The organism is Microcoleus sp. LAD1_D3 (genome assembly GCF_036702135.1).
In the GTDB taxonomy this organism is placed as follows: Bacteria; Cyanobacteriota; Cyanobacteriia; order Cyanobacteriales; family Microcoleaceae; genus Microcoleus.
Map to the genome: position 1 here is coordinate 32,844 of NZ_JAUBSB010000022.1, position 25,311 is coordinate 58,154.

Sequence of the window (25,311 nt, forward strand, 5' to 3'; positions counted from 1 at the left end):
GAAAAACCAGAAAAACTAGAAAAATCTTTGATTAAACCGCCGCCAACTCAGGAGTCGGACGCTTGCTGTGGCGGATACCCTCGATCGCGGCTGCGTAATCATTCGCCTTAAACACAGCAGAACCAGCGACGATCGCATTTGCACCCGCTTCCAGAACCTGCCAAGTATTGTTCCCCTTCAAACCGCCATCCACCTCAATCCAAGGATCCAGGCCCTTGTCGTCGCACATTTTACGCAACTGGCGAATTTTCGGCAAAACAGCCGGGATAAAACTTTGACCGCCAAAGCCGGGATTGACGCTCATAATCAGCACCAAATCGCAAAGTTCCAGCACGTACTCGATCAACTCCAAAGGCGTCGAAGGATTCAGAACCACACCAGCCATTTTGCCCAATTCCCGAATTTGGCCGAGGGTGCGGTGCAAATGAGGCGAAGCATTATGCTCAGCATGAACCGAAATAATGTCAGCACCAGCCTTAGCGAAGTCCTCGACGTACTTCTCCGGCTCCACAATCATCAAGTGGACATCGATCACCTTGGTAGTAACAGGGCGAATTGCCTCAACAATCAGCGGCCCGATAGTAATATTAGGAACAAAGCGACCGTCCATCACATCTACGTGAATCCAGTCAGCCCCAGCTCGATCGACAGCCTGAATCTCTTCTCCAAGACGGCTAAAATCGGCTGATAATATGGATGGAGCAATAACAATCGGTTTTTGGGATTGGGTCATGGCTTTCGTGGGTTCTCCTGTCTCCTGTGCTGTATCCAGTTTATCAAAATACGGGTCTCCGGGCCGAAAAGTTGCCAACGATCGGTCGCGAGATTGGCAGGGCAGAAAAATTTTGCCTCTGACAGACAAGTTTGGCGATCGCCCCAGCCCAGCTCTCGGAATTTTGGTTTAGGATATCAATTTTCCCTCTAACAAATAACTTGTGTGCAAAATCTGACCTTCTGCAAATTTTGAGTACCGAATTATGAAAAAAACAGATCCCTTAGAAAATCCTGAACTCGATCGTGGCAGTCTGTTTGTATTAATGATCCCAGTCATCGGCTTTTTCCCCGCCCTGTGGACTCTTTACCGCCGTCAGGGTAGTCCCGAACGCAAAGCCATCAGCCGCTTGGCAATTGCCCTTGCTTTTAGTTGGCTCTTAGGACATATTCTTTTAGAAGCTGGAGCGATTTCTGCGGAATCTCCGACACTTCCCATGTTATTAATGAGTAGCCTGCTAACAACCAGCTATTTCATCGTTGCTCTGGGACTGATGGTTCGCCTCTGGAAGCGTCAACCGCTATGGTTGCCCGGAATTAGCCGCGTAGCCGAGCAAGTGGTGGGCAAACATTTATCATAATTTAGGGTTCTTTTAGGCCCCTACGGTATTGATTGATTGCGTCTTCAGCTTGATACTACATATTGCCATTATCTTTTTTATTTTTGTTGTGTGTGAGGAAGCCAGTGCCAGCTCAAAAAATTCCTAATCAAGACCCTATCCAACAATCAACTGCTCAACCTGCAACCAAAAAAGCTTCCCAGCCCCATCGAGGCCGCTGGCTGGGTTTTGGTTTTGGTTTGGCTGGAGTAGCCATGCTCTCAGCGACAGCCGGAGCGTTGCTAGCCGTGTCCCTTTCTACAACGCCGCTTCAGCAACAAAAGTTGAGCCCTGAAGAAGCAGCAGTATTTTCTCAAGGCGACATGGCAAAGCTCAACATGAAGATGCCGGAGCTGACTCGCCCAGTTAATATTTTAGTTTTAGGACTTAAAGTTCTGACCTCTGACATCGAAGGAAGTGCCAACAAAAATGTCGGATACGAGGTTTGGGAAAACTCATTTAAGGGCTTAACCGATACCATGCTGTTGGTTAGGTTTGACCCTCAAAATAAAAAGTTAAGCGTGCTTTCCATTCCGCGAGACACCCGCACCTATGTTGAAGGTAGGGGCGAGGTGAAAATAAACGAAGCTAATTACTACGGGGGTCCAGCTTCGTCAGCGAAGGCAGTCAGCGGACTCTTGGGCGGCGTGGGAATTGACCGCTATGTCACAGTTAATATTCATGGCATAAAAAGTTTGGTAGATGCCCTTGGTGGCATTACTATTAATGTCCCGAAAGACATGAAGTATACCGATCACAGCCAGCATTTATATATAGATTTAAAGGCTGGCAAGCAGAAGCTCAACGGCGAACAAATTGTGCAATATTTGCTTTACCGGCACGACGATTTGGGCGATATCGGGCGGGTGCAGCGCCAGCAATTGTTGATGCGGGCTTTTGTGGAACAGGAAGTAAATGTAGGTTTGCTGTCTCGACTACCGAAGATTTTATCGGTGATTCAGTCTCACCTTGACACGAATTTGAGTATAGAAGAATTGGTAGCTTTGGCTGGTTTTGCTACTCAAACTGATCGCGCTGGCGTGCAGATGTTGATGGTTCCCGGTAAATTTAGCGATGCGAAAGATTACAAGTCAAGTTTTTGGTTGCCAGACCAATATGCCATCGAAACTATGGTGGCGGAACATTTTGACTTCGGCCAAAATACTTGGGAAATTGAGAATGCTGATGCGACTTTTCTGAATGTGGCGATTCAAGATAGTACCGGAGATCCATCGGCTGTTGAAGATTTTGTCAAGATTTTGACTCAAGGGGGTTATCGGAATGTTCAGGTTTATAAAGCTTGGCCCGAACCGCTGGAGGTAACTACTCTAGTAGCTCAACAGGGCGATATTAAAGGTGCTCAAGCGATTCGCCAGTTTTTGGGTTTTGGAGATGTGCTGGTTGAGAGTACCGGTTCTTTGCAGTCGGATGTGACAATCAGATTGGGTCAGGATTGGTTGGAGAAAAAGGCTCAGTCCGGCGGTGCGGCTAAGTCTTTTTAAACTGGATTATAACTGGGGTATTTGTAGGGACACAGCAATGCTGTGTCCTCTTATTTTCTGTTGGTAGAGATGGAGGCGATCGCTTTTTTGTCGATTTACTGATACTATATTTTTTGGTGATGATGAATCACGATCGCAATACCGATACTTCCCTCCGCAATCACAAGTGAAACAATAATCAACGAGGGAAAGCTTAAGATATTTTATCAAGGTAAGGTTGATGAACAAGGGTGATAAAATAGACCGACAGCGGGAACATCAGGCAAATGAACGCACCTTTCTTGCATGGTTACGAACTTCACTGGCTTTAGTTGGTTTTGGGTTTGCCATCAGTCGGTTCAGTTTATTTCTCCGTCAATTTCAAGCTACAGTAACTCAGCAAGAAGTTTCCTCCCCTCCCTTCTTCAACTCAGAAACTTTAGGGCTGAGTCTGGTCGTTTTTGGGATTGCGGTGATTGCCTTAGCAGCATGGCGTTATAATCGAGTATTCTGGCAAATTGAGCGAGGTGATTATCGCCCAAATCGTGTGCTAGTTTGGATTCTGACTGGAGTTGTAATGATTTTAGGAACGTTAAGCATTCCGTTGTTGCTATGGCGCGATAGCGGAAATATAGCTCCCACTTCAACTCCTAAAAACTCTCAATTCTAAGTTAACCCGATCGCTTAGCTAAAGTGCCTATTCCTTTGTTGATTAAAGGGGCGGATTTTCGGCAAATCTCGATCGCTCTTTAATCCAATCGAGTAAAATAGGATTGACCAATTCCGGCGCTTCATCCTGGGGACAATGGCCCACTCCCTCCAAAGGAATAAACTTTTCAACAGCCGGAAACTTTGCCAATTCTCGCCCCAATGCGATCGGCTCCCAAGGGTCGTCCGTACCCCACAAAATCAAAGCAGGACAGCTCAAACGCGGCAACAAATCCTCCGGTAGTGGCCCTTGAGAATAACTGATAAATGCTACAAATACTTCCACTGCGCCGCTGTCTTTAGCAGGTTCCAGCAGCATATTTACCAGTTCGTCGCTGACAGCTTCAGGACGGCGATAAGCTTGCAAAAGCACTTTTTTTACTGTTTTTGGCGTTGCTAATTGTTTAAAAAATAGTTTACTTATCCACTTGACATTTAAAACTTTTTGTGCGATTGGCGCTCCAAAACTGCGATACCAAGGCAATTCGGCGCGTTTGCGATCGTGCAGCAACCGCAGGGAACAATTGAGTAAAATTACGCCCTCAGCAATATCGGGAAAATCCACTGCCGCTTGCATAATTGCCACACAGCCGATCGAATTTCCCACCAAAAAAGCCGGCCCGCCCGCAACTTCCCGACAAAAATCAGCAATTAGCTGACCCCAAGTTTCAAAAGTATAGTCAATCTCAAGCTTGGGCGCGGGTTTAGCAGAACCGCCAAAACCGATGAGGTCGATCGCATAACAGCGGCAATCAGCAGCCAGCGCCGGCAAATTCTTGCGCCAGTGACCCCAAGACGCACCGAAACCGTGAACAAACACCACCGCAGGCCCCTGCGTTCCCGCAGTTTGGTAGCAAATGGGAAAGCCTTTCCACAGCCAAGTTTGAGGCGAAACAACTGTTGACAAAGCGGGACTAGAAGATGCCATAGAAATAAAAAAGTAAAAATTTAAGAGTGAGAAGGACTTCCGTCATTACTACAAACCGTATCGCAATTCGAGGCAACCACTAGGACATAAATCCCAAACCTTCCTTCCCTCCTCCCTCTGCGCCCTCTGCGCCCTCTGCGGTTAATACCTCTTTCCTCTTCCCTCTTTCCTCTTCCTTCTTTATTCTTCCTTCTGACTGATGACTTTGCAGTTAGAGCCGATATTATGTCAGGATTAAAGATGCTGACTTCTTTGCTTTATTGAAATTTCCCCTATGCCAACGATCGCCCCAACTTCCGTCGTGCCGTTTCTCGGTTCCGAAATTGTACCCGACTACGACACAGCCAAAGTAGTTATCTTACCAATTCCCTACGAGGCAACAACCACTTACCGCCGGGGGTGCGAAAACGGGCCCGCTAAACTTCTAGAAGCTTCTCATCAACTCGAGTGCTACGACGAAGAATTAGATTCCGAAGTTTGCTACGATGTCGGAATTTATACAAAAGAGCCGATCGCCGATACCCGCAACAGGCAACCAGTTTCATCCTCAGAAATGCTGCAAGTCACCCAAGCAGCCGTCTACCAGCTAGTTACCGAAAATAAATTTGTGATCTCCCTCGGAGGCGAACACAGCATCACTGCAGGCGTTGTCGAAGGTTATCGCCAAGCATACCCAAACGAACCTTTCACAGTCGTGCAAATCGATGCCCACGGCGACTTGCGGCACGAATACGAAGGCTCGATTCACAACCACGCCTGCGTGATGCGACGTGTTGTCGATATGGGCTTACCCACACTGCAAATCGGGATTCGCGCTATCTGCAAGGAAGAAGCCGACTTGATTAAAGCAAAACAGCTAAACGTGATTCGAGCCAGAGAAATCGCTACTCAACCGGATTGGGCCGATCGGGCAATTGCCAGCATAACAACTAAGCGAGTATTTTTGACGATCGACTTAGACGGCATCGATCCAACATTAATGCCAGGGGTTGGCACTCCCGAACCGGGCGGACTAAATTGGTATTCCCTCACCGGATTTTTGCGCCGCGTATTCGAGTCCTACGAAGTAATTGGGTGTGACATTATGGAATTAGCACCTATTGTAGATTCTGTAGTCTCAGAATTTACCGCCGCCAAATTAGCATACAAACTTATTGGATACCAAGCTCTGGCTCAAGGTTGGCTAAAGCCAGACGAGGAATAAATCGCGAAGTACGAATCACAATAGGCTGTTGGCAAGGCTAGAATTAAGCTAAAGCCAAACAACAGCCAATTTTATTCGTGCTGACAGTTTCATCTTTCATGCTGGCAAATACTCCTCTTCACCTCCTGAAAACATGAGTTTACTAATCGATACAACGGGTACTCCCATTAACGGCTACGCTCCCGATTTTGAATTGCCGGGAGTTGACGAAGAAGTTCACCATTTAGCTCGATATTTAGAAAAATTTCGGGCGATAGCGGTGATATTTATGTGCAATCATTGCCCTTACGTGCAGTTGTATCTCAATCGTATGAAAGAACTTCAAGCAGATTTTCAAGATCGAGATGTTACCTTAATCGGGATTAATGCTAATGATGCAAACCAGTATCCCGACGACAGTTTTGAGAACATGAAAATTTTTGCCGCCAACAATCAACTCAACTTCCCGTACATCCGAGATGTTGCTCAAGATGTGGCTGAAAGTTTTGGGGCTTCTAAAACGCCGGAGGTTTTTTTATTAGACCAAGACGGCAAACTGCGCTATAAAGGTTTAATTGACGACAACGCTGACGATCCGGCGGCGGTGCAGGTTTCTTATCTGCGGAGTGCGATCGACCAATTGCTCAACAGCCAACCCGTTGAGCCTTCAACTACAGAGGCGATAGGCTGTTCCGTCAAATGGCGAGCATAGGGAGATTTAAAATTAAGGTTCGGGCACTAATTATTAACTGGTTCCCAGGCACAGCCAGGGAACCTATCTCCAGAGGATCTGCCTCGTCAAAGAGTGGAGACAAATTGGAGGCACAGCCTCCGGATCTGCTTTACCAGGCAGAGTCTGGTAAGGAGTAAAAAGATTCAAAACAATTTTCTGTGAACCTGAAAAGTAGACGTATTCCCAACTTAATTCTCGCAGTCGCCGTTATGCTAGCACTGCTAATTAGTTGGAACTTATTTCAGAACTTTTCCTCAGTCGATACGCTGCAGCGCACCTCTTTAAACGTATCCGCTGCTATCAGTCTCTCGAAAGCTTTAGGGGAAATCAAAACTGTTTATCAAAGCAGTAATCCGAATTTTACTATTACTTATAATTTTGGTGCTTCCGGCGCTCTAGAACAGCAAATTCAGCAAGGCGCTCCGGTAGATGTATTTTTCAGCGCCGCCACCAACCCAATGGATGCTTTACAGCAATCTAACCTGCTAATTAACGACACACGCCGCAATTTGCTCACAAATCGTCTAGTTTTGATTACTCCCAATAACGGTGTTGCTTTGAGCGATTTCAAACAGTTAACAGATGCCAGAATCAAGAAAATTGCGATCGGCGAACCCAAGAGCGTACCTGTGGGCCAATACGCTCAGCAAATGCTAAATAAACTTGGATTGTGGCGGCAAATACAGCCAAAATTAGTCCTAGGAAATAACGTCCGCCAAGTGCTGACATTCGTCGAAAGCGGTAACGTTGATGCTGGTCTAGTTTACACGACTGATGCCAAAGCATCCGACAAAGTAACTGTGCGGCTAACGGCTGCCGAAAATTTGCACTCGCCCATTGTTTATCCGCTGGCAGTTATTATAAACAGCCGCAATCCGGCTGCTGCGAAAGCGTTTGTTGACTTTTTGGGGGGCGATCGCGCTAAAATAGTATTTCAGAAATATGGATTTGGCAAAGTTCGATAACTAACTAATTAGGGATTTTTTACCGCTGATGAAAGCAGATAAGCGCTGATTAACGCGGATGTATTTATAGATGGAATTTGATATTTCTCCCCTCTGGATATCTCTAAAATCCTCCGCTATTGCGACATTTATCACCTTTTTCCTGGGAATAGCCGCCGCCCGGTGGATGCTTTCAACTCGCATCAGAGGTAAAGCTTTGATTGAAGGCATTTTAATTTCTCCCTTAGTGTTGCCGCCGACAGTAGTGGGATTTTTGCTGCTGCTGCTGTTTGGGAGAAATGGGGCGATCGGTCAATTCTTGCTACAATTCGACTTTACTATAATTTTCACTTGGCAAGCCGCCGCCATTACTGCCACAGTTGTATCATTTCCCCTCATGTACAAAACTGCTTTGGCAGCTTTTGAGCAAATTGATGCCAATCTTCTCAACGCAGCCCGCACTTTGGGAGCATCGGAGTGGCAAGTCTTTTGGCGCATTATGTTGCCGCTAGCATGGCCGGGAATTTTAGCAGGAACTATTCTCGCCTTTGCTCGCGCTTTGGGTGAATTCGGCGCGACGTTGATGTTAGCGGGGAATATTCCCGGACAAACTCAAACTATCCCGATGGCAATTTATTTTGCTGTGGAAGCAGGGGATATGCGGCAAGCTGCTATTTGGGTTTTGATTATTCTGAGTATTTCTTTGAGCGTGCTAACTGCTGTTAATTTTTGGACTGATTTACAAAGGAACTCGCCCAAACCGAATTCGAGCCAAAGACTGCAATCAAATCTTCCTAAATTCGCGTCTAGTTTTACCACCCAATCTCAAAAACAACAACCGAAAAGCGGACTTTGTTTAAGAATTTTTAAACCTCTCTCCAGCTTTGCCTTGGATGTCGGTTTCGATATCGGCCCGGAAGTGCTGGGAATTTTGGGCGCGTCGGGTTCTGGTAAGAGCATGACTCTGCGCTGCCTCGCTGGTTTGGAAACTCCCAGCAGCGGTAAAATTGTAGTCAATGGCAAGGTTTTATTTGACTCAGCACAGGGCATTAATGTACCTTCTAAAGACCGCCGTATCGGGTTTTTGTTTCAAAACTATGCTTTATTTCCTCACCTGAGTGTTGCTCAAAATATTGCGTTTGGCTTGCAGCATTTATCTGAAAGCGAGCAAAAACTTCGAGTAAAAGAACAGCTAATTTCGGTGCAAATGTCGGGACTGGAAAACCGCTACCCGCACGAACTTTCGGGGGGACAACAGCAGCGGGTGGCTTTGGCGAGGGCGATCGCCCCTTCTCCAGAATTGCTGCTGTTAGACGAACCGTTTTCTGCTTTGGATACTCACTTACGCAGTCAACTGGAACGCGAGTTAATGCAGACTCTGGCTAATTATCGGGGAATTACTTTGTTTGTCAGCCACAATTTAGAGGAAGTTTACCGGGTGTGCAAAAATCTGTTGGTTTTGGCCCAGGGAAGGCCGATCGCCTTTGATACCAAAGAGAACATTTTCGATCGCCCTGGCAACTTCACCGTCGCCCAGTTGACGGGCTGTAAGAATTTCTCAGCAGCTAAACCGATCGCAGAAACTGTCGTCGAGGCGATCGACTGGGGCTGTACTCTGACTGTAGTCGAACCAATTCCCAAATCTCTAGTTTCTGTGGGAATTCGGGCTCATCAACTGAGTTTTGTTAGCGGGTGCGATCGTGAAAATACTTTTGCTTGTTGGATCGCCTCGACTGTGGAAACTCCGCACCGGGTGACATTATATCTCAAATTGCACTCGCCTCCCAATGATTCCCAAGATTATCAGTTGCAAGCCGAAGTTTTCAAGGAAAAGTGGAGGGCTATTAAGGACAATCCTTTTCCCTGGTATGTTCATTTCGAGCCAATTAGGTTAATATTAATGGAAGCATGAGTTAACTAGGAATATACCGTTAACCGTCAACACTCAACAGTTAACCGTCAACACTCAACAGCTAAATACATCTTAACTCAACATCAAATTATGACTGAAAAAGTTCAAAAAACCGACGCAGAATGGCAACAGCAACTAACGCCCGAACAGTTCAAAGTCGCCCGAAAAAAGGGAACAGAAAGAGCTTTTAGCGGGGAGTATCACGACAACAAAAAACCCGGAATTTATAATTGCATTTGCTGCGGTACAGAGCTGTTTAAATCAGAAACAAAGTTCGATTCCGGTACCGGTTGGCCGAGTTTCTACGCTCCCGTTAGCGAAGAAAATGTCAAGTGCGAGTCGGATAACACCTTGTTCATGCGCCGAACAGAGGTACTGTGCGCTGTTTGCGACGCTCATCTTGGTCACGTATTTAACGACGGGCCCAAACCAACCGGTCAGCGTTACTGCATGAATTCTGCTGCTCTTAATTTCGTCCCCAAGGATTAAATTTAGTCAACCGTTCTCCGTCAACTGTTCTGGAACAGACTTTTGGGTCTGTTCTGGGTAATTGATGTTCAAAATGCACCCGTGCTGCTATCTTATGGTGGAGGCAAAAAGAGTAAAAAAATAGTAGCGGCATGGGGATGGTATATCAGCGAGTTTTGCTGAAGCTCAGCGGTGAAGCGCTGATGGGCAGCTTGGGCTACGGCATCGATCCGGTAGTCGTTCAGTCGATCGCCCAGGAAGTGGCCAAAGTCGTGTCCCAAGGCATTCAAATCGCGATTGTTGTCGGTGGCGGCAACATTTTTCGCGGGGTGAAAGCTGCTTCGGCAGGGATGGATCGGGCAACGGCTGATTATGTGGGCATGATTGCTACGGTGATGAATGCTATCACTTTGCAGGATGCCCTGGAACAAGCAGGAGTGCCAACGCGGGTGCAATCGGCGATCGCCATGCAAGAAGTAGCTGAACCCTACATCCGGCGGCGGGCAATTCGCCACCTAGAAAAAAAACGAGTAGTGATTTTTGGTGCCGGTTCTGGCAACCCTTTTTTTACTACTGATACTACAGCCGCTTTGCGGGCGGCTGAAATTGATGCAGAGGTGATTTTTAAAGCTACTAAGGTAGATGGGGTGTACGATTCCGACCCCCACCTCAACCCCAACGCGCGCAGGTATCAAACCCTCACCTATGCCCACGTCTTGAATCAAGATTTGCGGGTGATGGACAGTACGGCGATCGCCCTTTGCAAAGAAAATAATATTCCTATTATGGTATTTGACCTCTCGGTGTCGGGCAACATCTACCGAGCTGTAATGGGAGAATCTATTGGAACTCTTGTCGGAGGTTTGTGTGAAGTTAGCTGAAGCAGAAGATCATATGCAAAAGGCAGTTGAGGCTACTCAACGGTCTTTTAATACTATTAGGACGGGACGCGCCAACGCCTCCCTCCTCGATCGAGTCATGGTAGACTACTACGGTTCTCCAACTCCGATCAAATCCCTTGCCAACATCGGCACGCCGGATGCGACTACGATCAACATTCAACCGTTCGATCGCACAGCACTCACCTCGATCGAAAAAGCGATTTCCCTGTCGGATGTAGGACTCGTTCCCAACAACGACGGTTCAGTTATTCGCTTGAACATTCCGCCGCTGACGAGCGACAGACGCCAAGAATTTGTCAAAATGGCCAGTAAGTTTGCTGAAGAAGGTAAAGTTGCAATTCGCAATATCCGCCGCGATGCCGTTGACTCGATTCGCAAGCAGGAAAAAAGCAGCGATATCTCTAAAGATGAATCGCGGGACTTGCAAGATAAAATTCAAAAGCTGACGGACAAGTACATTGCCAAAATAGAAGAAGTTCTGGCAGCGAAAGAGAAAGATATCACGACTGTTTAGGGAATGGGAAATTGGGCAGGGGGAATAGGAAGAGTTTTGAGATTGCCGAGATCAGGCCGCGAACAACGCCCAGACGCTTAATGATTTGTGAGTAGTGAGTTAAAAACTCAAGATTTAACAATCATTAAGTTACCAATTCCTCCTGCCCCATGACCAATCACTCATTACCAGTTACCCATTACCCAAAATGTTTGATTGCATTATTGTCGGTGCAGGCCGGGCAGGCAGCACAGCAGCTTATCACCTAGCAAAGCAGGGACGTTCTGTCGCAAAATTCGCTGCTGGCAGGAGACACAGCCAGTCTCGCCGACCCCCTGTCCGGTGAGGTGATTCGTCCTGCCATTTTTAGTGGCTTTAAGGCCGCTAAGGCGATCGATCGAGTTCTTGGAGGTGCCGACGACGCTAAGGAGCAGTACACTGAATCGATCGCCCAAGAATGGAAGACTGATATGGTTTGGGCCAGTCGCTTGGCCAAGGCGTTCTATCAGTTTACAGGAGTTGTTTATAGAGCGGGCCTCCAATTTCCGAGGACTACTCAGTTGATGAGCAAAATTTTGTGTGGCGAACCGCGTTATGCCCATATTGCTAACCGCGCTTTTCAAAAGCTGATGTTGTTTTAGAATGAAGGAAGAGGGAATAATAAATATTCTTAAATCCCCATTACTTATTCTTGATTTCAAATTCTTACTCGTTAATTTAAAAATAGGAATTACGCACTATTCCTGAGAAAGCCCGTTGATTCCTAGATTTTTTGTTCCCCAACCCGCTTTTTTCCAAGAAACTCGGTTCAAAAGCGTAAATGCTATTTTAAATAAAGTCGATTCGATGCGAGGATTTTTTTAATATAAGCCCCGCGCTGCTCATAGAATCAATCTCAAATACTCCTGGAGGCAAAAAGTGGTTTGAAACGTTACTCTAACGCGGTAAAGCGCTTTAGTACCAGCCTGAATAATTACATTCTACCTAAATCCTGTAAAATATAAAATCTCAAATCTAATGATAATTTATTTTTATAAAGTAGAGGAGCCTTATGGCTGCTTTTCTAATTTTTCACTACACGACATTTCTCTGCACGGTCAATATTGGTTGACGGTGGAACATTACTATCAAGCCCAAAAATTTGTCAGCACTGATGAAAGATTAGTGGCGGCGATTCAAGCCGTAGCAACTCCTCAAGAAGCCGCTAAATTAGGTCGCGATCCCACCCACCGGATTCGCGCTGATTGGGAAGCGGTGAAAATTCCCATTATGCGCGAAGCAGTTTTAACTAAGTTTCTCACTCATACAGACATTCAAGCTATTCTCCTCGCCACAGGGGATCGAGTGATTGTCGAGGATTCGCCAACGGATTACTACTGGGGGTGTGGCTGCGAGCGAACCGGTCAAAATCATTTGGGTAAAATTCTGATGAGCGTACGCCAAGAAATTAGTCAGCGCTTTGCGCGCTGATAGAAACTCAAATTCTTTCGTTAATTATCATTATATGAAGTTAGACAACAAATGTCAAGTTATCCTAACAATGAAGAATTTTCATAGTAAGAGTTTAATATTGCGAGAAATTTATAAGAGCATTAAAATAATAATAATTATTTGCTTAAGTCGCTCTGCCTAGTGAAGGCAAGGATTCAACCGGCGCGATCGCAGATTTTCCTGACGCCAGTGCGCCAGAGGCGATACACCGTCGCCTCTCAACAGTGCGCTACCCATTAATTGTACAGATCGGTTGACTCAAAAACTCAGGGTGAGGCATTTGAGTTTGCTCGCGACCACAGCACCTCAAAACTTCTTATTATCATTGTATTAAGTACAAAAGGAGATTTATGCAACTCAGAGAAAATACGCAAGAATTACATTATAAACTAGACAGAGAAGTTTTGATACGGCGGATAACAGAACGCATTCGCCAATCTCTAGAATTAGAAGATATTTTAACCAGTACGGTAGCAGAAGTGCGGTCTTTTTTGAAAACTGATCGCATTATGATTTACAGGTTTAGTGCTGACGGAAGTGGAGAAGTTGTTGCTGAGTCAATTAATAACAACAATCTCCCTTCCTTGAAAGGGCTGCACTTTCCAGCCGACGACATTCCCGCGAGCGCCAGGGAGATGTATGTCACTTTGCGCCAGCGGACAATAATAGATGTTAACTCAGGGACGATCGTCCTGAGTCCCCTCGATGCTGCGGACACCGGTCAACCTTTAGTAAAGGAAGAGATGCACTACAGATCGCTCGATCCTTGCCACACCGCTTACCTGATGGCAATGGGAGTGCAATCTTCCTTAGTCGTGCCGATTTTGCACCGCAGGATTGCGTCGGAAAACAGCAAAACAGATATCTGCGAGGCGGCAACGTGTCTGACTCGATACGAACTAGGAAATAATCAAAAAATTCACATCGAACTGTGGGGACTTTTAGTGTCTCACCACTGTGCCCCCCTCAATATTTCACCAGCAGATTTAGAAGTAGTTCAGCTCGTATCAGATCAATTGTCTAGCGCCATCGCCCACGCACTCCTCCTGCAGCAAACCCGCTCTCAAGCCGCCCGGGAAGCCACCGTGAGCCGCATAGCAGCCCTGTTGTACGGTCACGTCAACATTCAACTGCAAGAGGGCTTAGAAGCCACGGTCACCGCTTTGGGTGGCAGCGGTGGCAGACTCTATCTCAACCCGCCGAAAATCAACGGTGAAAAGTTATCTAATCCCCAGATTGAGGGAGAATTTCCAATTGCCGCGGCCCACAGTGATGCTGCCTTTGAACTGTTCACCACAGGAGAACAACCGACACTTCCCAACTGGGAAATAGTTAAGGCGATCGAAGCTCATCCCCTCTGGCAGGGATGGCTAACAAAAGGATTAAAAAATACCCAAGAAATTCCCCAATTTCCAATTTTTCCTAATTCTCTATTCCCTGTTTTAATAATTACAGACTTATACAAAGAACCTCTCTTTAGAGTTTTAGTTCCTGCTTTCCAATCTACTCAAATTCGGGGTTTGCTGGTAATTCCTCTCCAATACAAACAACAAGTGGTCGGCTGCTTGACCATTTTTCGCAATGCAATTGATACCACCAAAATGTGGGCGGGGCGCTTTGACAGCAGCGCTGCACAAACCCTTCCCAGACAATCTTTTGAACTCTGGCGAGAAATAAAAAAAGGTCAGTCGCCCGAGTGGAAGTGCGAGGAAATCGAGCAAGCTTTAGCTATAGGCAGCCAATTTTGTTCGGCAATTGGGCAGTATGTTCTTCATAAAGAAGTGCAGGCCCTGAATGCCAACTTGGAGCGCCAAGTTCAAGAACGCACCGCCCAATTGCAAAAATCCTTGGACTTTGCCAAAGTATTGACGCGAGTTAGAGACCAGATTCGCAGCACCTTAGATTTAAAAATCATACTGCAAACTATTGTGCGAGAAGTCAGAGTTTTGTTGGATACCGATCGCACGGTAATCTACCAATTTGCAGCAGATAAACAGGGGGAGGTAGTTGTCGAAGCTGTTTGCGGCCAGTGGCGGTCAATTTTGGGTATCACATCTCCACAAGAATGCTTGCCCGAAGGCTCAGACTGCTTTTATCGAGCCGGACGGGTGCGAGCAATTAATGATATTTATACGGAGGATTTAACACCCTGTCACCGCGATTTTTTGGAAGAGTTGCAGGTGAGAGGAAGTTTAATTGTGCCGATGAGAGGCAAAGATTCCCAATTATGGGGGTTGCTGATTGCCCATGAGTGTTCGGGGCCGAGAGTTTGGCAAACTGCAGAACAGGAATTGGTGCAACATTTAGCGGCTCAAGCTGCGATCGCCATTCACCAAGCAGAACTTTATCAAGAAAGTCTCAATGCCGCAACTGCCGATCGATTAAAAGCCGAACAGCTAGCTAAAACAGTCACAGAACTGCACAATACCCAAGCCCAACTGATTCAAACCGAAAAAATGTCCAGTCTCGGACAACTCCTGGCCGGAGTCGCCCACGAAATCAATAACCCCGTTAACTTTATCTACGGCAATCTGTCCCACGCCAGCGAATACACCAAAGATTTACTCTGCTTGGTGGAACTCTACCGCCAGCACTACCCCAATCCCAACCCAGAAATTAGCGAGTGTTCCGAAGCAATCGACATCGAATTTCTTGCGGAAGATTTGCCAAAAATTTTGGGTTCCATGACAGTAGGAGTTGAGCGCATCCGCCAGTTAGTTGTATCTTTGCGTAATTTTTCCAGGAGCGATCAAGCCGAGAAAAAAGCCGTTGACATTCACGAGGGCATCGACAGTACCTTGTTGATTTTGCAGCACCGGATCAAAGCCCATTCCGATCACACCACCGTAGAAATCATTAAAGAATACGGCAATTTGCCCTTAGTAGAATGCTATGCCAGCTCGCTCAATCAGGTATTTATGAATCTGATCGGCAATGCCCTGGACGCCCTAGAAATGGGGCAAAAAAAGCAAGTTATGAATCTTCCCTTTAACGCGCAAAGTGCAGTCGCGACACATTTAAGCTCCCAAATACGGCCTATCGAGTCAGGAGATATAAATGCCGCCACCCAGTGTTTGATTCCTGATTTCCCATCCCCTTGCATTCGGATTCGCACTGAATTAATCGATGAAAAAACGGTAGGAATTTGCATTGCCGACAATGGTCACGGCATCCCCAAAGAGTTAATCTCTCACATATTTAATCCGTTTTTTACTACTAAACCCGTAGGTCGGGGCACGGGTTTAGGACTGTCTATCAGTTACCAAATTGTAGTTGAGAAACACCAAGGCGTACTTAAGTGTGTTTCTGTACCCGGTCATGGTACAGAGTTCTGGATCGAGATTCCGCTGAATTAGGCAACCGTCAAGGCAAGATTAGCTTCACCAGCACAGAACCGATCGAACCGAGAAGACTCATAAAGTCGCCGCGGCTGGAAGTGCGGGGCTCCATAGGCTTTTGACGTGCAACAATGGCTTCGGCTAACTGCTTTGACAAATCCTGACCTTGGGGATTTCCTTGAGCTGCAAAGAGTTGGTTTGCTCGATCGGCGTCTAGAGCCGCGCCGGCGAAGTCTCCCAAGTCAGCGCGAGACATACTGCGCGCAAAATAAACGGCTGCTAAATCCGATTTCAGATTCAGCGCTTGATTGTAATAATCAATGGCGTTTCTGTAGTTTCCCGCTTGAGCTTCCAGCACTCCCAACCGGTAGAAGTCTTCAGCGGTGCCGATATTGGTTGGCATTCCTCTAACTCCGAGCAGTTGCGCGTTAGTTAAATTGGCGTTGAGCAAATTGGCGTCGCTGAGATAGGCACTTCTCAAGTCAGCACCGCTGAGGTTCGCACCGCTGAGGTTCGCCCCGGTCAGGTTGACGCCAAACAGGCTAGTGCCGCTGAGGTTGGCACCGCTGAGGTCAGCCCCGGTGAGGTTGGCTCGACTGAGGTTAGCCAACCTCAAGTCAGCACCTTTGAGATTGGCTCCTGTTAAGTTGGCTAAAACCAAGCCTGCACTGCTGAGGTCGCAGTTGGGGCACTGTCGGGTGGCTAGTAGTTGTTGCGTGTGTTGGATGTTCTCGGCGGGTGCAGGAGCGATCGGGGCGATCGCGCTCAGCAGCGTTACAGCAGCGAGGATTCTGAGTTTCATTTTAACCGTCCAAAATTCAAAATATTAAATCTAAAATAGCTTTTATCGAAGCAATTGAAAATCACCATAACACAAGTTCACCCAACAAATCTTTTGACTTGCCGTATGTAGGAGTTCTGGGCGCCATTAGCACCCTACATTGAAGTTCTCGGCCTTACCTTAGTGTCAAATAAAGATTTTGCTGCCAATAAATTAGGGTAATGAATTACTCATTACCCTTTAGCCGCTGTTCTCGGCAACCATAAAAATTAACAAATAAATTAGTCGTGAATCGTGCCGTCGGGCATCGTTGTACCCTTAAGATATACTCCGCTCAAGTTGACTTTTGTAAGGTTTGCCCCCAACAGGTTTGCTCCGCTTAAGTCGGACGCACTTAAAATCGCTTCAGTCAAGTCGGCCCTAATTAGATTCGCCCCCATTAAGTCGGCTCCGCTAAGGTCTACTTTGCTCAAATTTGCGCCAATTAAATCGCATTCTGTGAGCACCGCCCTACGCAAGTTTACTCCGTAAAGATTTACTCCGTGCAAGTCTGCACGGCTGAGTGTTGCGCGAGATATGTTGGCTCCAATTAAAGTTGCTTGGATCAGGGAAGCTCCGCTCAAGTCTGCTTTGCTGAGGTTCGCTCCCATCAACTCAGCTCGATGCAGGTTAGCTTCAACTAAAAGTGCTTCTGTAAGGTCGGCTCCACCTAAGTCTGCTCTGCTCAAATTAATCTTGCACAAATTGGCTTTGCTAAAGTTGACTCTGTTGAGTTTGGCTTTGCTGAGATTGGCTCCAATCAGGTCGGCTTCATACAAATTGGCTCCAATCAATTCTGCTTCGTAGAGGTAGACCTCGTGCAGGTAGACCCCGCTAAAATTTCTTTCTCCTATTGCGTATAGCTTGAGCAGTTCGTCAACGTTCATTGTGGCTTCTCTACACCTTTTAAATGAAGAATACTGTCAGCACGTTGGTTGCACCGGATGTTCTGCAATTTTAGATTCTGAAATATTCACACCCAGCCTGAAACTTCCCTCAATCTGCAAGGTTTGAGTAGAAATTAGATGGTTTGGTGAGGGTGAAGGACAAAGCTGCATTCTATTTTCACTTGGGTGAGAAATTAATATTTAAAAAATTTAACAACAAGTTGGATCGCACTTCCTAACTAAATCCCAAAGATTCTACGTGGAAACTCCGATCAATCGAACCCATAACTTTTTGTGGATAGTTGAGTTCACTGAGTATACGTGTGATACAGATCACGGATTAATGTTAGTAGTATCACATAGAAGCAACCTTTTCGATCACAGCAGGCGGGGCAAAATAGCCGATAGTGTTACTGTAATGCTGAGGAATTGACAATCCCACCCTCGCGGTGTTTTACTCAACTGGCGATCGAGCAAGTAGTTTCACCGATACTTGCCCGCGGCAAGAAAGTCGGTTGCAATGTTACTCGGCGCTACCGGCTCTGACCCGTGAGAGTGCTGATATTTAATGATTTCTCGCACAGCGAAAGCCAAAAATGCACTTCGGGGACTAGGGGAATGTCTGTATAAAAATGCGATCGCTGGTGTACAGACCTTAGCTTGTTTGCTAGCACCTAATGACTAAAAATCGCTCATACGTTCGCAAAAAATACCAATAAATACCAGGAAAACCATGATAGATGTTTAACAATAAGAGAATAAATGGTATTCCTTAAGAGTCACCTGGTGCCGCTAATGTTACAGTCGATCGATTAACGCCTATCAGTATTAGCAATGACGCTTGTCCATCAAATACAAAACTGACCCCCAAACCGGGTTTTCCCCAAAAAATCGTTGCAACCTTGCTCCCGGTTAAAATAATCCGGTTTCTGAGCGTCTGAGTGTCTCCCGGAAGGAAAAAGTTTAATGATAACGAACGCTTTTGTATTGCTTCAGGGCAAACAAAAGGTCAGCATTTAGGATAGGAGCAGCTTGTGCTCCCTTGTCAAACAAAGGTATTGTAGAACGCAAATCGTGAGGTAATTGATATGGCGGGAGTATGTAAACTTAGCATCACAGAGACAATTGAAGAACTAAAAAACCTGTTAACTGAACAAAAAACAGCAAGTGGCTTTCAAAAAATTCAAGCACTTTACCTGTTCAAAATTTGTCACGTTAAGACAGTTAAAGAATTGGCAATGACGATCGGGGTCAACCGAATTACAGTGCAGCGGTGGCTCAGAAAGTACCGCTCTGACGGACTCGAAGGACTCCTCAAAACAAAGCACAGTGGCGGCCGCAAGCCGGCCATTCCTCCTCTGGCCCGCGCTAGTTTGGCAATGCGCCTCAGTGACCCCCAAGAAGGCTTTAAAAGCTATGGAGAAATTCAAGAGTGGTTGCAGCAGGAATACAGCATTGAAGCTTCCTATAAAGCTGTTTACGCAACAGTCAGATACCACCTAAAAGCCAAGCTGACGAAAGTCTAGACAGTTGATACCAAGTCCGGTTAATCACCGTCCAATTGTTTGGAGTCAGCCTGTGAAGATTTTTAGGACTTGCATCGTCACGACAAACCTAACGAATTCTTTTTCAACAAAACTCGCTCTTATAAACTGCGAAGCATATAAATTATGTGTTGTAACGATTGGGGTGAGGGGGAGAAGATTTGACGCTTTTCCCGCGTTTGTGAAAGATGCTTGAAAAATGCGCGAGAAGTCAAAACTTGGAGTTTTTTTACGATGTAAAAATGGGCAGCGGCTAAGGCAAAAACCGATCCAAAGCCGCTTTCAACTCTTCGATTTCCGTATCGATATTGCCTTCTTTAGCGGCTCGGGCAATGCACTCCGTTAAGTGTTCGTCAAGAATGATTCTCGCTACGCGATCGAGCGCGCCTCGAACCGCAGCAACTTGCACGAGAACTTCGGGACAGGGACGGTTTTCTTGCACCATTGTTTTAATGCCGCGGACGTGCCCTTCAATCCGAGACAAGCGATTTACCAGCCGCCGCATCGATTCTTCATCGTGATGGTGAGGGTGGGCTGATTTATCGTCGTGATGGTGGTGGGAATTTGAGGGCAAGGATTTGTCAGTAGAAGTATCAGATAGAATCATTGGGGTTACGAGGGAAATTTTAAAAGTTAGAATTCAGAATATGTTGAGTTTGTGCGGGCTCCTGACTCATGTATTGTAACTGTCAAAATATATTTAGGATCTTCATAGCGGCAGATTATTGAGTCCGCACGATCGCACACGTTTACCAGACTAACCCAGACTAACAAAGATTGACGCTATGCGACTATTTAAGTTTTTTCGCCCCACACCTCGAATCGGTACTCGTTGGTGCGCCCTCATTTTAGCAATGACGATCGCCCTCAGCGCGCTCGGTATCAATGCTGCACCCGCTACCGCCGCTGACGGCACAAATCCGCCCAACTTACAGTTCCAGAGTTTCCCAGCCACCGCCGCGAATCCGCAACTGCTAGCGCTGCGGAGTCCGGAACTCTTGGGGGATACCGGCAGTTTTGTGACGGCCGCAGTCGATCGAGTCGGGCCAGCAGTTGTCCGCATTGATACCGAGCGCACTGTCAGTCGCAACATCGACCCGTTAATGGAAGACCCCTTCTTCCGCAGATTTTTGGGAGAAGATTTACGCAGCATGACCCCCAGACAAGAACGGTTGCGCGGTCAAGGTTCCGGCTTCATTATTGATAAAAGCGGGATTGTTTTAACCAACGCTCACGTAGTTGACAAAGCCGATCGAGTGACTGTCACTTTAAACGACGGCAGGACATTTCCAGGAGAAGTGCAAGGTACTGACGAAGTAACTGATTTGGCTGTTGTCAAAATTAATACCAAGCAATTAAACCTGCCGACGGCCACCTTGGGAGATTCCGACGCGGTGAAAGTGGGAGATTGGGCGATCGCCGTGGGGAACCCCCTGGGATTTGACAACACCGTCACCTTGGGCATTATCAGCACCCTCAAACGCTCCAGTGCAGCCGTCGGCATTCCCGACAAGCGGCTCGATTTCATTCAAACCGACGCCGCCATCAATCCCGGCAATTCCGGCGGCCCGCTGTTAAACAGCAGAGGAGAAGTGATTGGCATCAACACGGCGATTCGAGCCGACGCAATGGGTATTGGCTTTGCGATTCCGATCGACAAAGCCAAGGCCATCTACGCGCAGTTAGCCAAGGGAGAACAAGTCAGCCATCCGTTTTTGGGGATTCAGATGATTGCTTTGACTCCTGAAATGGCCAGAGAGAATAATTCTGACCCCAATGCTCCTTTAATTGTGCCAGAAGTCAAAGGGGTGTTAGTGATGCGAGTTGTGCCAAATACGCCTGCTGAGACAGCAGGGGTTCGCAAGGGGGATGTGATCGTTCAAATTGACGGTGAGGGAGTGACTGAGCCCGAACAGTTGCAAAATTTGGTGGAAAACAGCAAAATCGGTCAAATTCTGCAACTGAAGGTGCGCCGCGGTGCCCTGATTAAAGAACTTGCGGTTGAAACAGCTCAACTGAGGGATTTTTAACTAAAAGGGGAAGGGGGGAAATCGTTAAAACCCCCTCCTCGACTCGATCGCGTGCTGGGCATAAAAATTATTCACAAATGAAATATGATTGCTATCATAGATGATTTAAATTCACTCAACTATGACGGAATAGTGCGTCTACTTTTAACTCAAATCCTGATGCAAAAGGCGCTCGCCCTTCAGTCTCTTCGATCGGAATCTAACCGCTTTAACTCAAATCCGCGCTTCATCGGAATTACAAAGTTGAGTCCTTAGATATATTAGCGTCATTTTCATTTTGTAGACTCACAGTCAACTGTCAAATGTCAACCAAGAAAACTCTTGAGCGACTTAAATACGGATGGCTTTCTAACTATTTAATTTACCAACTAAAACGGTCAATCATTGCGATAACGCTGGCAACTATGAGTTATAGTATCCTATGTAACAGTTGCGTAAGTTATCAGGAATTAAAGTAAGTGGGTTTAAATAAACATTACAGGGTAGACCAGCTTTTGCACTAATAACATCTCTCTTAGTATAGATCCTAGGCTAAACCTGCCCCGACAAGACCCTACAAAATATTATTGTTTTTTTGCGCTTACCTAGTTATATTGGCCATAATTAATAGACATAAAATAAAAAACTCAGGGAAAATTTAGTATGACATCTGTGGATATTGAAAAAAAAGTCATGACAGAAGAAGAGGTGGCAAAGTTATGGGAAGTGTTCAAAGTATTGGACGCGGACGGGAGTGGTGCTATTTCATCAGAAGAACTCGGTCAAGTGATGCGATCGCTAGGCCAGAGTCCTAACGAAACCGAGCTGCGCGACACGATCGAGGAAGTGGACTTAGACAAGTCTGGCAGTATCGATTTTGAGGAATTCAAAATGCTGATGGTGTCCCAGCAAGGCGATCGCCAGAGTCGTCTCAAAATGTCATTTAGTGTATTTGATGAAAACGGTACCGGTCAAATCAGTAAAAACGAGATGCAGGATGTGATGAGCGAGTTTGGGCTGACAGAGCCAGAGCTCGATGAGATCATCAAAGAGGCAGACCATGACGGCAATGCCTTAATTGACTTTGAGGAATTCTGCACGCTGGTACCCGATGAGTCAGAGCTCACAACAGGAGATCAAGACTTGCCGGTTCCGGTTGTCTGTGCACTGACAACCGAGATTTCAGATAGTACAGTGGCTGCGCTCGAAAGTATAGCCACTGCTGTCAACGAGGCAGCTTCTGCCACTATTGAACCTAATCTAGAAGATCTACAAGAACCACCCACCGGTTGCAATCGAGAAATAGCGCGGCTAAAAGAACTACTCGCCCAACACCCACAAGCTGAAAAGAAGCGCGGTACGTCCCGCTTGGAGATGCAGATTGGTTTGTTTCGTCTGATCCAGGGAGCAGCCTACCGCAGCTTCCGCGAGAGTTTCTGTGCCAACCACGAGACTCACCTGTGCGTGAGAGACTTGCCTTACAAAATTGCTGATTTTGTGCGATTTGTCAGGAGTGCGATCGCGCTTTATAAAGGATTGGGTGTAGTAGAGTCGGCGTGCAACCCTCTACTGGATGCAGTAGTTAAATCGCTCGAAGATGAATATGCCCGACTAGAGCATCGCATCAAGAACTGGAAAACAATAGAAAAAACTCCTGAAATGTTGGCCCAAGAACAAGCCATGTTGCAGGCGCGGGATAAGTCTGCCACCGCCAAGGAGAAGTTTGGGGCGGCAGTCGAGTTGGCAATGACCATCAAAAAGGATAGTCTCAACTTGCGTGACGTTGCCGAGGGTGTGCTTGCCATCAACGAACTCAACCGACTGCGAAACCTGGAGCTGAGTGAGAGCATGGCAGCGCCACCAGCCCAATCGGCGGGAGATCCCACAGAGTACCTGAAGAAGTGGAACCGCGTCATCCTGTCGGAGGCATTAGAGCAAATAGATGGTGCGATGATGCCACTAGCATATTGGTATGAAGACTTTATGCCGAAGTTGCTGGCTGCCTTCAGCGTCATTACCGCAGCAGACATTCCCTTCAACACGGTGCCTGATGAAGCAGCTTTAAACGAGTGGTACGAAGCGACTAAAACGTCAGGGGAATTTGGGCGCTATGGGGCGGATGTTGCAGAAGGCTTTCCCAAATGCGCTCCAAAACAGAAGCTGATGCTTCAACAGGCATGGCGCTTGACGCACCACTACCTCAATGGGATACAGAAACGGCGCGAACGCTTAGAGTCTGGGCGCGAGTCTGGCGAACTCTCGCAATATGTGGCGTTCATCGATGTGTATATCGATCGCACTGAAGTAAAGAATTCACAAATGCGGGTCAGCTTCCCTTACTATATTGGCCCTGCGGTGTGGCGTTTCTTGCACACTACGGCTGAGATAGTCTCTACCAAGACCCCAGAACAGCAAAAAACTCTGGTGGCCCTCTTCAAGCACTTCTTCAACCTGTTTGCCAGTATGTATCCCTGCCCCTACTGCCGCCACCACCTCAACGCCTACGTCGTGCAGAATAAGGAGGTGGAAATTTACCCTGTGGAGTACCTCGTGCTTGGGCGCGACCCGCGTCTGAATAGCTTTGAGGTATCAATGGAGGCAAAGCTGTCTACCGTAGTAGATGGCCCGTCCCTGCGCTTATTCTTCTGGAAGTTGCACAACACTGTATCCTCATCAATTGCGCGATCGGAGGAGTGGTATCAAAAGGATGAGGAAGCATTCTACACCACCCGTTATTGGCCCAGCATTGAGTCTGAGCTAGCACAAGCCAAAGCCCTCAAACAAATCAGCATTGCCACCGATCGGATGTACCGCCTCTACGGTATCCTCAAGCCAGCAGCACGACTCACAGGGGTGAGAGCAATATTGCATAAGCTGTTGGATAAGAGGGATGAGGAAGGCATCAAGGAGGTATGCTTAGTTGCTCAAGATTACATCCAGGAGTTGGACGAGGCGATCGTCACGGGGCAATTCCTACAAGAGATATACTACTTTGACCCTGACCTTGTGGATGAAGCTCCAGTCTTCACTCCTGAAGAAGAGGAGTTTGCTCGAAGCGGTTTGTTCGTCGAGGCTACTTGAATATCAGTCATTAGTCATTAGTCATTAGTCATTAGTCAACAGTCAACAGTCATTAGTCAACAGTCAACAAGCATTCCGGTGCAACCGGAATCGATATCATGCTTCTTGCCTATCCCAAAATTCCAGATAGTAAAAATTGCCCTCACGAACAATGTGTAGCTTTTGAGAAGTACGATGGCACTAATTTGCATTGGGTTTGGGAAGTTGAACTTGGCTGGTATGCTTTTGGTACGCGCCGCAGTAGATTTGATTTGGATGAGATGGGAATGGCAGAATTTAATGCTGCACATCCAGGTTTAGAAGAAGCACCGGAAATATTTAAAAGAGACTTTGCTAGTCCCTTAGAGTCTATATTTCGAGATAACGAAGAGTATCACTGCCCTGAAATTACTGTGTTTACAGAGTTTTTTGGTGCTAACTCGTTTGCGGGAAGGCACAAAAAGGACGATCGCAAACAACTGGTTCTTTTTGATGTGGAAGCTGAGGGCGGTATCGTTGTTCCCGATCGGTTTATTCAGGATTTTGGTAAATTAAATATTGCGCGAGTGATTTATCGCGGCAAACTGACGGGCAAGTTTATGGATGATCTTCGCAAGGGGAAATACGGTGTGGATGAAGGTGTTGTGTGCAAGGGAGGCCGCAATGCTAATAATCTGTGGATGGTGAAGATTAAGACTGATGCGTATATGCAGAGATTGCAGCAAGCTTTTAAGGATGATTGGGAAAATTACTGGGAGTAATATAAAATCTGAAGACTAACTTTTTCCATGAATCGATCGAGTAGTGCGATCGCTGAAACCCTCTTTTGCTCCCCCTTTACCAGAATAGTTGACAAACAACCTATCTTGTGATGAGATGGCAGTGCTGAAGGTGCAGAGCGAAAGTATCAATTTTTGATTTGGAGAGTGGGACGGCGCGATCGGTTTACGTTACGGAGCAGTCTGTGTGCGGTCTGTTAAAATCTTTGTAACTTGTGTGTTTTTACCTATAAACTAACCAAATGGGGAAAAATATCACAG

Annotated in this window: 25 protein-coding genes; 19 read left to right on the forward strand and 6 right to left on the reverse strand. The window is 46.6% G+C overall.

All coding sequences use genetic code 11. From position 1 onward, the window contains the following. Positions 1-31: 31 nt before the first annotated feature. A complete protein-coding gene (rpe, locus tag QUA74_RS14875) occupies positions 32-733 on the reverse strand; it encodes a ribulose-phosphate 3-epimerase (protein ID WP_006632078.1) in 702 nt (233 codons plus the stop codon). Positions 734-977: 244 nt separating this feature from the next. Here rpe and QUA74_RS14880 point away from each other — a divergent pair, with 244 nt between their 5' ends. The 3 genes from QUA74_RS14880 to QUA74_RS14890 all read left to right on the forward strand — a co-directional run bounded on the left by QUA74_RS14880 (position 978) and on the right by QUA74_RS14890 (position 3,521). Beyond that, positions 978-1,352 carry a hypothetical protein gene (locus tag QUA74_RS14880; protein ID WP_333330106.1) on the forward strand — a complete coding sequence of 125 codons (375 nt, stop codon included), beginning with the start codon at positions 978-980 and terminating at the stop codon, positions 1,350-1,352. Positions 1,353-1,456: 104 nt separating this feature from the next. Then, positions 1,457-2,872, forward strand: a complete 1,416-nt coding sequence (locus QUA74_RS14885; RefSeq protein ID WP_333330109.1) for an LCP family protein — start codon at positions 1,457-1,459, stop codon at positions 2,870-2,872. A 220-nt stretch (positions 2,873-3,092) separates the two neighbouring features. Then, positions 3,093-3,521 carry a DUF202 domain-containing protein gene (locus tag QUA74_RS14890; RefSeq protein ID WP_333330112.1) on the forward strand — a complete coding sequence of 143 codons (429 nt, stop codon included), beginning with the start codon at positions 3,093-3,095 and terminating at the stop codon, positions 3,519-3,521. 42 nt (positions 3,522-3,563) lie between these two features. Here the strand turns inward: QUA74_RS14890 and QUA74_RS14895 are convergent, their stop codons facing one another. After that, entirely contained in the window at positions 3,564-4,487 is a 924-nt protein-coding gene (locus QUA74_RS14895; RefSeq protein ID WP_333330115.1) for an alpha/beta fold hydrolase, read from the reverse strand. A 274-nt stretch (positions 4,488-4,761) separates the two neighbouring features. Here QUA74_RS14895 and speB point away from each other — a divergent pair, with 274 nt between their 5' ends. The 3 genes from speB to modA all read left to right on the forward strand — a co-directional run bounded on the left by speB (position 4,762) and on the right by modA (position 7,368). Further along, positions 4,762-5,691 (forward strand): agmatinase, encoded by a 930-nt coding sequence (gene speB / locus QUA74_RS14900; protein WP_333330118.1) that lies wholly within the window; start codon positions 4,762-4,764, stop codon positions 5,689-5,691. 133 nt (positions 5,692-5,824) lie between these two features. Beyond that, on the forward strand, positions 5,825-6,382 hold the full coding sequence (locus QUA74_RS14905) for a thioredoxin family protein (RefSeq protein ID WP_333068721.1): 558 nt from the start codon (positions 5,825-5,827) through the stop codon (positions 6,380-6,382). Positions 6,383-6,561: 179 nt separating this feature from the next. Continuing rightward, positions 6,562-7,368, forward strand: coding sequence for a molybdate ABC transporter substrate-binding protein (modA, locus tag QUA74_RS14910; protein ID WP_333330121.1), 807 nt, complete (start codon positions 6,562-6,564; stop codon positions 7,366-7,368). On the opposite strand, the gene QUA74_RS14915 is transcribed toward modA, so the two are convergent. Continuing rightward, positions 7,369-7,578, reverse strand: a complete 210-nt coding sequence (locus QUA74_RS14915) for a hypothetical protein (protein WP_333330247.1) — start codon at positions 7,576-7,578, stop codon at positions 7,369-7,371. It lies immediately after the preceding gene. Between QUA74_RS14915 and modB the strand changes: the two genes are divergently transcribed. From modB to QUA74_RS14950, 8 genes are all read left to right on the forward strand, one after another. Beyond that, positions 7,499-9,259 (forward strand): molybdate ABC transporter permease subunit, encoded by a 1,761-nt coding sequence (modB, locus tag QUA74_RS14920; protein WP_333330238.1) that lies wholly within the window; start codon positions 7,499-7,501, stop codon positions 9,257-9,259. The two genes, QUA74_RS14915 and modB, sit on opposite strands and share 80 nt — an antisense overlap. A 90-nt stretch (positions 9,260-9,349) precedes the next feature. Beyond that, positions 9,350-9,748, forward strand: coding sequence for a peptide-methionine (R)-S-oxide reductase MsrB (msrB, locus tag QUA74_RS14925; protein ID WP_333047892.1), 399 nt, complete (start codon positions 9,350-9,352; stop codon positions 9,746-9,748). 131 nt (positions 9,749-9,879) lie between these two features. Next, positions 9,880-10,608 (forward strand): UMP kinase, encoded by a 729-nt coding sequence (gene pyrH / locus QUA74_RS14930; RefSeq protein ID WP_333047891.1) that lies wholly within the window; start codon positions 9,880-9,882, stop codon positions 10,606-10,608. Beyond that, the gene (gene frr, locus QUA74_RS14935; RefSeq protein WP_333206474.1) at positions 10,595-11,143 is read left to right on the forward strand and encodes a ribosome recycling factor; all 549 of its coding nucleotides are present in this window, start codon (positions 10,595-10,597) and stop codon (positions 11,141-11,143) included. Before pyrH ends, frr begins: the two co-directional genes overlap by 14 nt. A 187-nt stretch (positions 11,144-11,330) precedes the next feature. Further along, complete coding sequence (locus tag QUA74_RS29880) at positions 11,331-11,468, forward strand: FAD-dependent oxidoreductase (protein ID WP_445251645.1); 138 nt, start codon at positions 11,331-11,333, stop codon at positions 11,466-11,468. Position 11,469: 1 nt separating this feature from the next. Next, entirely contained in the window at positions 11,470-11,763 is a 294-nt protein-coding gene (locus QUA74_RS14940; RefSeq protein ID WP_333330125.1) for a hypothetical protein, read from the forward strand. Between the two features lie 376 nt (positions 11,764-12,139). Then, positions 12,140-12,592, forward strand: a complete 453-nt coding sequence (locus tag QUA74_RS14945) for an NADAR domain-containing protein (RefSeq protein WP_333330128.1) — start codon at positions 12,140-12,142, stop codon at positions 12,590-12,592. Positions 12,593-12,963: 371 nt separating this feature from the next. Further along, the gene (locus QUA74_RS14950; protein WP_333330131.1) at positions 12,964-15,969 is read left to right on the forward strand and encodes a GAF domain-containing protein; all 3,006 of its coding nucleotides are present in this window, start codon (positions 12,964-12,966) and stop codon (positions 15,967-15,969) included. Between the two features lie 7 nt (positions 15,970-15,976). On the opposite strand, the gene QUA74_RS14955 is transcribed toward QUA74_RS14950, so the two are convergent. Both QUA74_RS14955 and QUA74_RS14960 read right to left on the reverse strand, forming a co-directional pair. Beyond that, on the reverse strand, positions 15,977-16,753 hold the full coding sequence (locus tag QUA74_RS14955) for a pentapeptide repeat-containing protein (RefSeq protein WP_333330134.1): 777 nt from the start codon (positions 16,751-16,753) through the stop codon (positions 15,977-15,979). A gap of 260 nt (positions 16,754-17,013) precedes the next feature. Then, the gene (locus tag QUA74_RS14960) at positions 17,014-17,658 is read right to left on the reverse strand and encodes a pentapeptide repeat-containing protein (RefSeq protein ID WP_333330137.1); all 645 of its coding nucleotides are present in this window, start codon (positions 17,656-17,658) and stop codon (positions 17,014-17,016) included. A 1,088-nt stretch (positions 17,659-18,746) separates the two neighbouring features. Between QUA74_RS14960 and QUA74_RS14965 the strand changes: the two genes are divergently transcribed. Then, complete coding sequence (locus QUA74_RS14965) at positions 18,747-19,184, forward strand: helix-turn-helix domain-containing protein (RefSeq protein ID WP_333330140.1); 438 nt, start codon at positions 18,747-18,749, stop codon at positions 19,182-19,184. Positions 19,185-19,455: 271 nt separating this feature from the next. Here the strand turns inward: QUA74_RS14965 and QUA74_RS14970 are convergent, their stop codons facing one another. After that, positions 19,456-19,809, reverse strand: a complete 354-nt coding sequence (locus tag QUA74_RS14970) for a metal-sensing transcriptional repressor (RefSeq protein ID WP_242723064.1) — start codon at positions 19,807-19,809, stop codon at positions 19,456-19,458. A 178-nt stretch (positions 19,810-19,987) separates the two neighbouring features. Between QUA74_RS14970 and QUA74_RS14975 the strand changes: the two genes are divergently transcribed. From QUA74_RS14975 to QUA74_RS14990, 4 genes are all read left to right on the forward strand, one after another. Continuing rightward, entirely contained in the window at positions 19,988-21,232 is a 1,245-nt protein-coding gene (locus QUA74_RS14975; protein ID WP_333330143.1) for an HhoA/HhoB/HtrA family serine endopeptidase, read from the forward strand. Between the two features lie 84 nt (positions 21,233-21,316). Continuing rightward, on the forward strand, positions 21,317-21,487 hold the full coding sequence (locus tag QUA74_RS14980) for a hypothetical protein (RefSeq protein ID WP_333330146.1): 171 nt from the start codon (positions 21,317-21,319) through the stop codon (positions 21,485-21,487). 387 nt (positions 21,488-21,874) lie between these two features. Next, positions 21,875-24,292, forward strand: coding sequence for an EF-hand domain-containing protein (locus QUA74_RS14985; protein ID WP_333330149.1), 2,418 nt, complete (start codon positions 21,875-21,877; stop codon positions 24,290-24,292). 98 nt (positions 24,293-24,390) lie between these two features. Next, positions 24,391-25,032, forward strand: a complete 642-nt coding sequence (locus QUA74_RS14990; protein ID WP_333330154.1) for an RNA ligase family protein — start codon at positions 24,391-24,393, stop codon at positions 25,030-25,032. Positions 25,033-25,311 lie beyond the last annotated feature (279 nt).